This is a genomic window from Bacillus sp. NP157, from assembly GCA_018889975.1.
Classification (GTDB): domain Bacteria; phylum Pseudomonadota; class Gammaproteobacteria; order Xanthomonadales; family Rhodanobacteraceae; genus Luteibacter.
The window spans coordinates 4,695,053-4,707,241 of the sequence record CP076546.1 but is presented as its reverse complement, the minus strand read 5'-3'; the positions used below and the strand labels follow the sequence as shown (position 1 = coordinate 4,707,241).

The following is a 12,189-nucleotide window of genomic DNA, read 5'->3' as shown; positions in this document are numbered from 1 at the left end:
CGCAGGCGCGCTCCTACAAAAGAGAGGCGCCCAGCCTAGGCTGAGCGCCTTTTTCTTGCCGCCGTTTTGCCGGCCGCAGCCTTCTTGGCGGCAGCCTTCTTCGCAGGCGCCTTCTTCGCCGGCGCCTTCTTCGCCGCCGTCTTCTTCGTCGCCACCTTCGCCGTCGACCCCGCAGGCTGCTTCACCGCCGGCGTGCGCTTCTTCGCCCCGATGCTCTTCTTCAGCAACTCCATGAAGTCGACCACGTTGGTGGTCGCGTGCTCGGGCACGTGGTCGTCGTCATCATCCACTGTCGTGGTCACGCCCTTGCTCTTCAGGCGCTTCTCGATCACCTTGCGCAGCTTGTCGCGGAAGTCGTCGCGGAAATCTTCTGGCTTCCACTTGCCCGCCATCGACTTGACCAGGTCGGAGGCCATCTCGATTTCCTTCGGCGTGATCCGGTACGACGAAGCCTCCTTCGCCGGTAGCCCGTATTCCTCGGGGTCGATGAGCTCGGCCTGGTAGCGCAGGATGTTCAACAGCAACGCATCACCCTCGGGCATCACCGCCGCCAGGTATTCGCGGGTGCGGATCACCACCCGGGCGATGCCGATCTTGCCGGTTTTCTTCAACGTCTCGCGCAGCAACACGTAACCCTTCTCGGCCTTCTTCGCCGGCGCCAGCACGTAGGGCTTCTCGAAGTACGCCGGGCTGATCACGCCCGCGTCGACGAAACTGTCGATCTCGACGGTTTCGTGGGCATCGCTGGCGGCACTCTTGATGTCGTCTTCTTCAAGCACGACGTAGTTGCCCTTCTGGTATTCGAAGGCCTTGACGATGTCTTTCCAGGGCACTTCCTCGCCGGTATCGGCGTTGACCCGCTCGTAGCGCACCGGCGTGTTGTCGCGCTGGTCGAGCATGCGGAAGTGGATGTCCGTGCGGCGTTCGCCGGTCATCAGGCGAATGGGTACGTTGAGCAGGCCGAACGTGAGCGTGCCGGTCCAGATCGGGCGGGCCATGGGCGGTTCCTCGATCGCAGGGAGCCCGAGCATCCCCCTCGCCATGTCGACGGAATGTGGGTCCGAGTTCCGCGCGGCGCTCGGGCGTTCTGGCACAGACGGGCCGCGGCGCTCGGGCGTGGTCGCAGGACCAGCCCTCGGCGCCCACCCTCGCTGCTCAGACAGGTCCTCCGCGCTCGACAAGGTTGGCCGCAGCCGCGGCCCATGTACTTGATCGGCCTACGGCCGCTCGCTTGTGCGGAACTCGCCTCGAGGGTGGGCGCCGAGGGCTGTTCTTGCCGGCCGCGCGCGACGGGCCGGAGAGCAGGCCTGGGGCCTCGCCCGACGCTGCCATGCTGTTGTAGGAGCGCGCCTGCGCGCGAAAACCAACGGGGCGGGGATGCTGGAACCTGATTCACCAACCATGCGAACGCCGTCGAATCACATTGGAATGATGATCCTGGGCGCTGGTACCTGCTCTGTTGAGGCAATCCCATTCGCGCGCAGGCGCGCTCCTACACGAGCCGCCGCTGCGTCAGGCCGTCCAACCCAGCTTGCGGGAACGTGGAGGAAGAGCCCTCGGCGCCTACCCTCGAGGCGAGTTCGTGGCGGCGAGGGGGCCGGACGGAAGAAGCCCGCAGGGGGCCGGCCACGATGGCCGGCCGTTCTTGTTGAGGCAGGATGCCGAATCAAGAACCGCCGCCCGGCACCCGGTGCGCGGCCGCAGGCCAATAGGGAAACGGGCTGCGGAGCAGCCCTTCCTTTTCGCACGCCAGAACGCTGTCTGAGCAGCGAGGGTAGGCGCCGAGGGCTCTTCCTGCCAGAACGCCCGAGCGCCGCGAGAAGGTCGGCCCCGGCGCGTGCGTTACGGCATCACAGGCAGGTCGATGGCGCTGGCGTGGCCCGGGGTGTGCCAGATTTGCTGCGTGGCCTTCTGGTAGTCCGTCGGCTTCGCGAAGAAGATGTTCGGCACGAACGTCTGCGGGTTGCGGTCGTAGAGCGGGAACCACGACGACTGCACCTGGACCATCACCCGGTGACCCGGCAGGAACGTATGGTTCACCGTCGGCAGCGCGAACTTGTACTGCAGCGGCGTATTCGGCGTGAGCGCCTTCGGCTCGCTGAAGCTCTCCCGATAGCGGCCGCGGAAGATATCCATCGACACCGACAGCTCATAGCCACCCATCTCCGGGCTGCTCGCGTTGGTGTCCGGGTAGACGTCGATCAGCTTCACCACCCAGTCGCTGTCCGTGCCGCTGGTCGAGGCATACAGGTCGACCTGCGGGGCGCCAGCGACGCGCAGCGGGGAGGTCAGCGGCTCGGTCACGTAGGTCAGCACGTCGGGGCGGCCGTCGACGAAGCGCTGGTCGTGGACCAGCCACGTCGTCCACGACTGGCGGTCACCGAAATTCACCGGGCGCGGCACATAGGGCACCGGCTTGGCCGGATCGGAAACGTACTCGTCGTACTTCGCCGCTTCGGCGCCCGGCGCAGTGAACGACAGGCCACCGTTGGCTTCCAGGTAAAGCGGCTTCGTGCCCTTTGCCTGCGGCCACGACTTGAAGCGATCCCAGTGGTTTTCGCCCGTGTTGTAGATCAGCACCGGCGGCGTGTTCGCCTTGGGCGCGCCGTCGACCAGGTACTGGTTGAAGAACGGCAACAGCACGTCGCGGCGGAACTGCAGGGCGGTATCGCCATCCCAGTTCAGGGCACCGAGCGACGCGGCACCGTAGTTCACCTGGCTATGCCGCCACGGACCCATGACGAGGAAGTTCTTGTCGTTGCCCTTGTCCTTCGGCTCGACCGCCTCGTAGCTGTGGATCGCGCCCCACATGTCTTCCTGGTCCCACAGGCCCTGCAGCCACATGGTCGGCACCTTCAGCGGCTGCTTTGCCATCACCTTGTCCAGCGCCTGGTTCGACCAGAAGCTGTCGTAGGCGGGGTGCTCGCTGACCTTGCGCCAGTACGGCAGCTGGTCCAGCCCGGCGGCGCGGGCGTAGTCGCCGGCGGAACCCGCGCGGAGGAAGTTGGCGTAGTCGTCGAAACCGGCGCGCGGGATCTCGCTGCCCTTCCCCGCCTTGGTGGTCTGCCCGGTGAAATAGTCGAAGTTGGTCTGGCGGAAGGCGCCGTAGTGGAACCAGTCGTCGCCCATCCAGCCGTCGACCATCGGGCTTTCCGGCGCGGCGACCTTCAGCGCGGGATGCGGATTGACCAGCGCCATCACCACGGTAAAGCCTTCGTACGACGAGCCGAGCATGCCGACCCTGCCGTTGGATTCCGGCAGGTTCTTCACCAGCCAGTCGATCGTGTCGTAGGCGTCGGTGGAATGGTCGACCCTGGTGTCGTTGAGCGGGCCGACCAGCGGCCGGGTCATCACGTAGTCGCCCTTGGAGCCGTACTTGCCACGCACGTCCTGGAAGACGCGGATGTAGCCAGCGTCGACGAACACCTCGTCGCCCTGCGGGAGCAGGTCGCGCATGGTGTGGGCGTCGGAGCGGCCGGCGCGGCCATCGGCGTTGTACGGGGTGCGGGTGAGCAGGATCGGCGCGTGCTTCGCGCCCTTCGGGATCACGATCACCGTGTGCAGGGTGACGCCATCACGCATCGGGATCTCGACCACGCGCTTGATGAAGTCGTTCGCCGTGAGCGGCGCGTCGTACTTCGCGGGGATGTCCGGCGTCATCGGCGCGGTTTGCGCGACGGCGAGGCCGGCGGCGACGGCGAGGGACAGGGTAAGCAGGGCCAACGGCAGCGAACGACGATGCATGGGGAGGTTCCTGGGGCAGTGGGACGTGACCGTCCTAGCCTGCAGCAATCCGCGACGCCACGCCATGACTGCGCCAGCAAAAAAAACGCCGCCCGAAGGCGGCGTTCCTTTTCGACCAGGCCCCGAGGGGCCGGTACCCAAATTACTGGGCGGTCGAGGCAGCAGCCGGAGCGGCGGTGCCGGCGGCAGCCGGAGCAGCCGTCGAAGCAGCGGCCGGGGCAGCAGCGTCAGCAGCCGGAGCAGTCGAAGCAGCGGCCGGTGCGGCAGCGGCGGTCGAAGCAGCAGCCGGGGTGGTGTCGGCCGGGGCAGCGTTGTCTTCGCTCTTGTTGCAGCCCGAGAGGGCGGCGACGGCGATGAGGGCGAGAGCGGCGATCGGGGCAAACTTCATGGTGTGTGGCTCCTCAAAATGTTTTTTTATGATGCAAATGCGGGGGCGATTACCCACCACGAACGGGCGGAACCCTCCACGGCAGCCACCACATTTGCAGGCTTATCCATCTAACACCCAGGACGTACCTATCCGAAGATAACCACGTCTAGGGCTTAACGACAATGGTGAAGCGAGTCTGTCAGGCGGCGCAGCGCAGACACGTTCCCTGCCATTTTCAGAATAAACGCGCCTTCACGCACGCGGCTAGCCCTGAAACTTGTCATCCGTACATTGGCATTATGACATCTTGTATACGCCGGTGGGCGGGCCTTCGCGGGGATTTTCGCAAGAGGCCGCATGAGCATATGCCTAAATGCGAGACATTTGGCTGACAGGCCACCCGGCACCGTTCCGCGCCAGAAAGGACTTGCGGACGGCCTCGCTGGGCAACGCCGGCTGAATTCCCATGATGGAGGTCACATCACATGACACGTGTCGGTTGACAATTACCGACGCGAAAGCGGCCAGCACGGCTATCCCGCGAGCTCGACCGCCTGGGGACGGGCCCGCTGGGCGGTGATCGTGCTGCCAATGGACGCCAGCACGATGAAGCCAATGGCGACCCATTGATGTGCCGTGAGGTGCTCGTCGAGCAGCAGCATGGCCAGCAGCGACGCCACCGCCGGCTCGAGGCTGACCATGATGCCGAAGGTCTGGCTGGGCAGACGCTTCAACGCCATCATTTCCAGCGACATCGGGATGGCACTCGAGACGATGGCTATCCCGACGCCCGCTGCGAGGATCGCCGGGTCGAGCAGGCTCGCCCCCGCGTGAGCCACCCCGAAGGGCACTACCACGAGGCTCGCCGCCACCAGTCCAAGCGACACGGAATGCCCCGCGTGCAGGTGGCCCGCCTGCTTGCCGAACAGGATGTAGAGGGCCCAGCACACCGCGGCACCCAACGCGAACAGCACGCCCGTGGGATCCAGCGTGGCGTGCTGGCCGATCGGTAACAGCATGGCCAGGCCGGCGATCGCACTGCCCAGCCAGAGGAAATCCACCGGCCGCCGCGACGACCACATCGCTACCGCGAGTGGGCCACTGAACTCGATGGCCACCGCCAGGCCAAACGGGATCGTGCGCAGCGCCATGTAGAACAGCAGGTTCATCACCCCGAGCGTGAGCCCGTAGCGGATGACGAAACCCGCGTCGCGGCGGCTCAGCGGCCAGCGCCACGGACGCCAGAACAGCACCAGCACCAGCGCGGAAAAACCCACGCGCAGGGCCGACGTGCCTTCCGCGCCCACCAGCGGGAAGAGCTTCTTCGCGAACGACGTGCCGATGCAAAGCGAGGTGACCGACCCGAGCACGGCAAGCGCGGGAAGCCAGGGAGCAGAACGGGAATTCATGCGATTACTGTAGCGGAGCAGCGGGCGGTTTGATCGTGCCGGCACGCAGTCTGCTGACAGCAAATGGACTTTTTGTTCTGCATAGACATATAGTCCATGTTCACCGTCCAGCCATCCATCCGGACCCGCCATGACCGCCCTTCCCGACTTCCGCCTGGAAACATACTTCTCCCGTTGGGAGTTCGCCGCGCGCTACCACCTCACGGCATCCGACGCGCAGAGCATGACGCTGGACGAGTTGCTAGCCATGGCCACGCCCACCGACCGCGAAGACTTCGGACGGCTGCACCTGGGCTACACGCAGACCTGGGGCGCGCCCGCGTTGCGCGAGGCCATCGCCGGCACGTACGCCAACCGCGCTGCCGACGACATCCTCTGCTTCGCCGGCGCGGAGGAAGGCCTCTACGTCGCCATGCGCGTGCTGATGGAGGCGGGCGACCACGCCATCGTGGTGACTCCGAACTACCAGTCGGCGGAGACCCTGCCGCTGTCGATCGGCCAGGCCACCGGTGTGCCGCTCGACCCTGACGACCACTGGTCGCTCGACATCGATCGCATCGCCGCGGCCATCCGCCCGAACACACGCGTGGTCTCGATCAATTTCCCACACAACCCGACCGGCAAGATCCTCGAACGCGATCGCTTCGACGCGCTCGTCGCGCTGTGCCGCACGCACGGGCTGTGGCTATTCAGCGACGAGGTCTACCACGGGCTCGGACCCACCGGCACGGTGCACCTACCCCACGCGGCGGACGTCTACGAACGCGGCGTCTCGCTCGGCGTGATGTCCAAGGCCTACGGCCTTCCCGGTCTGCGCCTGGGCTGGATCGCCTGCGCGGATCGCGACCTGCTGCAGCGGATGGAACGCTACAAACACTATCTGTCGATCTGCAATGCGGGGCCGTCCGAACAGCTCGCGCTCATCGCCCTGAAGAACCGCGAGCGCATCCTGGCGCGCAACCAGGCATTGGTCGATGCGAACCTGGTGACACTGGACGGCTTCTTCGCACGGCATGCGGATCGCTTCGCCTGGCAGCGGCCGGACGGTGGCTGCGTGGCGTATCCGCGGTACCTCGGCAAAGAAGGCGTCGATGCGTTCTGCGCGGACCTGGTGGAGCGTAGCGGGGTGTTGTTGTTGCCGGCGTCCAATTACGTGTCGCAGCTGGGGGACACACCGGAAGGGCGATTCCGGATCGGGTTTGGGCGGGCGGATTGTGCCGAGACGGTCGGGGCGCTGGAGGCGCATTTGCGCGGGTGACAGGGGATCGCAACGGGGATCGCGCGCAGGCGCGCTCCTACACGGGCGGTTGTAGGAGCGCGCCTGCGCGCGATGGCTCCTGGCTCAGCCCTTCGACCCAATCGCCTCCAACTCATCCAGCACATCGTGCGGCAGCTCGATCGTCGCCGCGGCAAGGTTCTGCTTCAGGTGCGCGAGCGACGACGTCCCGGGGATCAGCAGGATGTTCGGCGAGCGATGCAGCAGCCACGCCAGCGCCACCTGCATCGGCGTTTCGTCGAGGTGCTTCGCCACCGCGGCCAGCTCCTCCGACTGCAGCGGGCTGAAACCGCCCAGCGGGAAGAACGGCACGTAGGCGATGCCCATCGCATCCAGCGTATCGACCAGCGCGTCGTCCTCGCGCTGCACCAGGTTGTACTGGTTCTGCACGCAGACCACCGGCGCGATGCCCTGGGCTTCCTGCACCTGCTTCAGCGTCGCATTGCTGACGCCAAGGTGGCGGATCAGGCCTTTCTCGCGCAGCTCGGCCAGTGCCGTGAACTGCGCCTCGATCGAACCTTCCTTCGGCGCGTGCACGTCGCCCATGATCCGCAGGTTCACCACGTCGAGCACGTCCAGGCCAAGGTTGCGCAGGTTGTCGTGCACGGCCTGGACCAGTTCGGCCGGCTTCTGCGCCGGGCGCCACGAAGCGTCTTCGCCACGCACCGCACCGACCTTGGTCACGATGGTGAGGTCGTCCGGATAGGGACTGATCGCCTCGCGAATGATCTGGTTGGTCACGTGCGGGCCGTAGAAGTCGCTGGTGTCGATGTGGTTCACCCCGGCCTCGATCGCCGCGCGCAACACCGCGATGGCGCCAGCGCGATCCTTCGGCGGGCCAAACACGCCCTCCCCGGCCAGCTGCATCGCGCCGTAACCCATGCGATGCACCGTGCGGTCGCCCAGCGTCCAGTTACCTGCTTTCGTCATGTCGGTCATTGCCTTTGCTCCTGTAGGGATGGGCTGAACTATAGGGCTACGTGGATTGCGCGATAATCCGGTCGAACCGGCACGGGCCGTACGGCATTCCGAACAATGACCGATTTCCAGGATCTCTCCGCCTTCCTCGCCGTGGTCCGCGCCGGCGGCTTCCGCGAAGCCGCCCGCACCCACAGCCAGTCGGCCTCCAGCCTGAGCGAGGCCGTGCGACGGCTCGAAGCCAGCATGGGCGTCCGCCTGCTCAACCGGACCACCCGCTCGGTGGCCGCGACCGAGGTCGGCGCCCGGCTCGCCGAGCGGCTGGCACCGGCCTTCAACGAGGTCGAAGCCGCCCTCGACGTGGTCAACCACTTCCGCGACAGCCCGGCCGGCACCCTGCGCATCAACGTGCCAGCCAACGTGGCTCGCACGGTGCTCGCGCCGATCGTCATGCCGTTCCTGCGGCGCTATCCGGATATCCGCCTCGAGGTGGTCGTCGAGGACAGCTTCGTCGACCTGCTTGCCGCCGGCTGCGACGCCGGCATCCGCTACGACGAACGCCTCGAGCAGGACATGATCGCGCTGCCGATCGGACCCCGCGCGCAGTCGCTGGTGACCGCGGCGACCCCGGCCTACCTGCGCGAGCACGGCATCCCCATCCACCCGCGGGACCTGCTTCGGCACGCCTGCATGCGCGGCCAGTTCGCCGGTGGCTACATCCCCGTGTGGGAATTCGAGCGCGACGGCGAGATCGTCCGCGTCGATCCGCAAGGGCCGCTGCTGGTCCGCCAGGCCTCGGCGTTCGACCTCGCCGTGGAAGGCGCGCTGGCCGGCCTCGGCATCGTCCACCTGTTCGAAGACTGGCTACGCCCGCACCTCGAAAGCGGGGCGCTGGTCACGGTGCTCGACGACTGGACCCAGGTGTTCGGCGGACCGTTCCTCTACTACCCCGGCCGCGAACACCTGCCGTCGCCGCTGCGCGCCTTCGTCGATTTCGTCCGCGAGACGTCGCCAGGATCAGCCTGAGCCGACCCCGATCTGGGTTTCCATCGCCTCGGCGAGCTTGCGGGTAAGCCGGACCAGGTCGTCGAAATCCTTGCCCTCCCACTGCTCGAAGGCTTGCCGGGCGATCCGTTCGCGCGCGGCGTCCAGCGCATCGATCATCACCTTGCCGTCGGCCGTAATCACCGACTCCCGGATCCGCCGGTCGGCGGCCTGCGCCTGCCGTGTCACCAGGCCCAGCGTCTCCAGTTTCGCCACCTGCCGGCTTACCGTCGTGTAGTCGCGCCCCACCCGCTCGGCGAGTTCGACCACGCCGATCGGGCCGAGGCGATCGATCAGCACCAGCGGCGGGAACAACGCCCGGTCGAGCCGGATCCCGGCCTCGCGGATCAGCGTCTCATCGCCCTGCGGGCGGTTCATGACGCTGACGATGCGGATCAGCGAGCCATGCAGTCCGCGCAGCTGGTCACGAATATGTGCATCTTGCACATGTTTTGGCGTTGGCATAGGATGCTCCCGAATCGTGTGCATAGTACACCTATCTGGAGCCGCCATGAGCCTGTCCTCGTCCGTCGATGTCCTGATCTGCGGTGCCGGTGCGTCCGGCCTCACCCTCGCCATCGAGCTCGCCCGTCGCAACATCCGCTTCCGCCTGGTCGAAAAGGAAACCACCGCCTTCCGTGGCTCGCGCGGCAAGGGCATCCAGCCGCGCACACTCGAGATCTACGACGACCTCGGCGTCATCGACCGCATGGTCGCCACGGGCTCGGCCTACCCGGTGCTACGCCTGCACGCCGCCGACGGCAGCTTTACCGACTCGCAGGTGGTCGACAGCGCCGCCCGCACCGCGGCCGAACCCTACGGCACGCCGCTGATGCTGCCGCAGTTCCTGACCGAAGCCGTGTTGCGCGAGCGACTGGCCGAGCTCGGCGGCGCGGTCGACTTCGGCCACGCGCTGCTCGACTTCCAGCAACGGGACGACGGTGTCTCGGCCCGCGTCGAAGGGCCGCTCGGCGTCGAAACCGTACATGCGCGCTACCTCGTTGCCGCCGACGGTGGCCGCAGCGCCATCCGCCGCCGCCTCGACGTCGGCTTTCCCGGCAAGGACCTCGGCGTGAGGGCGATCGTCGCCGACGTGAAACTCACCGGTGTGGACCGGGACGCATGGCACCGCTTCGGCGAAGGCGACATGACCCGCCAGCTGGCGATCTGCCCGCTCGCCGGCACCGAGCTCTTCCAGGTGCAGGCGCCGATCCCGCTCGACGGCGAAGTCGATCTCTCCGCGCCGGGCCTGCAGGCGTTCGTGCGCGAGCGCGCCGGCCGTGACGACATCGCCATCCATGCGGTGAGCTGGGCCTCCGCCTACACGATGAGCGCCCGCCTCGCCGACCGCTATCGCGTCGGCGACGTCTTCCTCGTCGGCGACGCCGCCCATGTGCATCCGCCCACCGGCGGCCAGGGCCTGAACACCAGCACGCAGGACGCGTACAACCTCGGCTGGAAACTCGCGGCGGTGTTGCACGGCGCGCCCGAGGCCCTGCTCGACACCTACGAAGAAGAACGCCGACCGATCGCCGCCGGCATGCTCGGCCTGGCCACGCGCATGCTCGATGCGATGAAGCAAGGCAGCATGCGACGCACCCGCGAAGTCGGCCAGCTCGACCTTGGCTATCCCGACGTGTCGCTGTCGATGGAAGCACCGAAGCGCGATGGCGCCCTGCTACTTGCAGGCGACCGCGCACCCGACGCGCCGCTGCTCGGCGCCGGGGGCCAGCGCGTCCGCCTGTTCGACCTGTTCCGCGGTTCGCACTGGACCCTGCTTGGCAATCGGGTCGACAGGTCGCTCCTGGAGCCACGCGCCGGCCTGCGCATCCATGCCATCGGCGAGGATGCCGAACTGCGCGATGTCGACGGACACTTCCACGATGCCTACGGGCTCGCGGCGGGCGAATGGGTACTCGTCCGTCCCGACGGCTATATCGGTGCGATCGTGGATGCCGCACACGTCGACGCCCTGCTCGCCTACATGGATCGCACCGGGCTGGCTGCGGGCCATCCCGCGCTCACTTCCGCAACGACCTGAACGACGCACGGATCTCACTGACGTATTCCTCCGGCTGCTCCCACGCGGCGAAGTGGCCGCCCCTGGGCAGCCGGTTGTAGTGGATGAGTTTCGGGAACGCCGCCTTTGCCCAGCTTTCCGGTGCCTGGTAGATCTCGTCGGGAAAGGCGCTGACAGCCACCGGGATCTGGATATGCTTCGGCGCGAAGAACGCGAGCTTGTTCTCCCAGTACAGGCGCGCCGACGACACCGCCGTGTTGGTGAACCAGTAGAAGCAGACGTTATCCAGCACGTCGTCCTTCGACAGGCCTTCGGATTCGCCGTCGAAGACGCGGCGGATCATCCGGTAGCTGCGGATGTCATGGTCGAGCATCCAGGCGGCGAGGCCGATCGGTGAGTCGGCGAGCGCATACAGCGTCTGCGGGCGGTTGGTCATCTCCTGCGCATAGCCGAGCCCGTGCTTGTAGAAGTCGTCGAGCTGCTCGTACGCCTTCTTTTCGTCCGCGCTGAGGTTGGCTGGCGCGGGCTGGCCGTCCGCCAATAGCTTGCCGATGTCTTCTGGCACCGTGCCCGGCATGTTGCTGTGGATCCCGAGCAGTTCCGGCGGCGCCTGCACGCCCATCTGCTCGGTCACCGCATCGCCCCAATCGCCACCCTGGGCGACGAAATGCCTGTAACCGAGGCGTTTCATCAATATCGTCCACGCGCGGGCGATGTGTTGCGGATCCCAGCCCAGCGCCGTCGGCTTGCCCGACAGGCCATAGCCCGGCAGCGACGGGATCACCACGTCGAACGCGTCCGACGCCTTGCCGTGGTGCGCGGTAGGGTTGGCCAGCGGATCGATGATCTTCATCTGCTCGACGATCGAGCCGGGCCAGCCGTGGGTGATGATCAACGGCAACGCATGCTTGTTCTTCGACTTGACGTGGATGAACTGGATCTCCACGCCGTCGATGGTGGTGACGAACATCGGCAATGCATCGAGCCGCTTCTCGAACCTGCGCCAGTCGTAACTCGTGCCCCAGTACTCGGCTACTTTCTTCATCGTGTCCAGCTGCACGCCCTGGCTGTCGTCGGCCACCGTTTCCTTGTCCGGCCAGCGGGTCGCCTTCACCCGGCGCATCAGGTCGGCCAGCTCGTCGTCGGAGACGTGCAGGCCGGGGAACGGACGGATCGTCGAATCGTCGGTCATGTCGAAGAACATGCCGGTGCCGGCGCCGGACATGCCGCCCGGCGATGACGGCGGCGCGCCAGTCGCCGTGGCCGGCAGGAAGGCGGATGCCGCGGCGAGCGCAAACGCGGCTAGCAACGGCCAACGAAACGATGGCGCAACCCCGTGTGTCATGGCAGAGCCCTCAGGCGTCGACCCTGCCAGATCGGCGTTAGCGTGCGGTGCGGATCCGTCCCT

At 66.7% G+C, this 12,189-nt stretch carries 10 protein-coding genes; 3 read left to right on the top strand and 7 right to left on the bottom strand.

Annotated features, from left to right (window positions below; all coding sequences use genetic code 11):
- Positions 1-35: 35 nt before the first annotated feature.
- The 4 genes from KPL74_21270 to KPL74_21255 form a co-directional block, all read right to left on the bottom strand.
- The gene (locus tag KPL74_21270) at positions 36-998 is read right to left on the bottom strand and encodes a Ku protein (protein ID QWT20259.1); all 963 of its coding nucleotides are present in this window, start codon (positions 996-998) and stop codon (positions 36-38) included.
- An 844-nt stretch (positions 999-1,842) separates the two neighbouring features.
- On the bottom strand, positions 1,843-3,744 hold the full coding sequence (locus KPL74_21265; GenBank protein ID QWT20258.1) for a CocE/NonD family hydrolase: 1,902 nt from the start codon (positions 3,742-3,744) through the stop codon (positions 1,843-1,845).
- Between the two features lie 142 nt (positions 3,745-3,886).
- On the bottom strand, positions 3,887-4,132 hold the full coding sequence (locus KPL74_21260; protein ID QWT20257.1) for a hypothetical protein: 246 nt from the start codon (positions 4,130-4,132) through the stop codon (positions 3,887-3,889).
- Positions 4,133-4,647: 515 nt separating this feature from the next.
- Positions 4,648-5,523, bottom strand: coding sequence for an EamA family transporter (locus tag KPL74_21255; GenBank protein ID QWT20256.1), 876 nt, complete (start codon positions 5,521-5,523; stop codon positions 4,648-4,650).
- 130 nt (positions 5,524-5,653) lie between these two features.
- Between KPL74_21255 and KPL74_21250 the strand changes: the two genes are divergently transcribed.
- Positions 5,654-6,781, top strand: a complete 1,128-nt coding sequence (locus KPL74_21250) for an aminotransferase class I/II-fold pyridoxal phosphate-dependent enzyme (GenBank protein ID QWT20255.1) — start codon at positions 5,654-5,656, stop codon at positions 6,779-6,781.
- A gap of 84 nt (positions 6,782-6,865) precedes the next feature.
- On the opposite strand, the gene KPL74_21245 is transcribed toward KPL74_21250, so the two are convergent.
- Complete coding sequence (locus tag KPL74_21245) at positions 6,866-7,729, bottom strand: aldo/keto reductase family oxidoreductase (GenBank protein ID QWT22648.1); 864 nt, start codon at positions 7,727-7,729, stop codon at positions 6,866-6,868.
- A gap of 105 nt (positions 7,730-7,834) precedes the next feature.
- On the opposite strand from KPL74_21245, the gene KPL74_21240 reads away from it, so the two are divergent.
- Positions 7,835-8,743: a LysR family transcriptional regulator gene (locus KPL74_21240; GenBank protein QWT20254.1), complete on the top strand. Its 909-nt coding sequence runs from the start codon at positions 7,835-7,837 to the stop codon at positions 8,741-8,743.
- Here KPL74_21240 and KPL74_21235 read toward each other — a convergent pair.
- A complete protein-coding gene (locus KPL74_21235; GenBank protein QWT20253.1) occupies positions 8,735-9,226 on the bottom strand; it encodes a MarR family winged helix-turn-helix transcriptional regulator in 492 nt (163 codons plus the stop codon). The two genes, KPL74_21240 and KPL74_21235, sit on opposite strands and share 9 nt — an antisense overlap.
- 46 nt (positions 9,227-9,272) lie before the next feature.
- Here KPL74_21235 and KPL74_21230 point away from each other — a divergent pair, with 46 nt between their 5' ends.
- Complete coding sequence (locus tag KPL74_21230) at positions 9,273-10,802, top strand: FAD-dependent oxidoreductase (protein ID QWT20252.1); 1,530 nt, start codon at positions 9,273-9,275, stop codon at positions 10,800-10,802.
- On the opposite strand, the gene KPL74_21225 is transcribed toward KPL74_21230, so the two are convergent.
- Positions 10,783-12,006, bottom strand: a complete 1,224-nt coding sequence (locus tag KPL74_21225) for an epoxide hydrolase (GenBank protein ID QWT22647.1) — start codon at positions 12,004-12,006, stop codon at positions 10,783-10,785. The genes KPL74_21230 and KPL74_21225 overlap by 20 nt on opposite strands.
- Between the last annotated feature and the right edge of the window lie 183 nt (positions 12,007-12,189).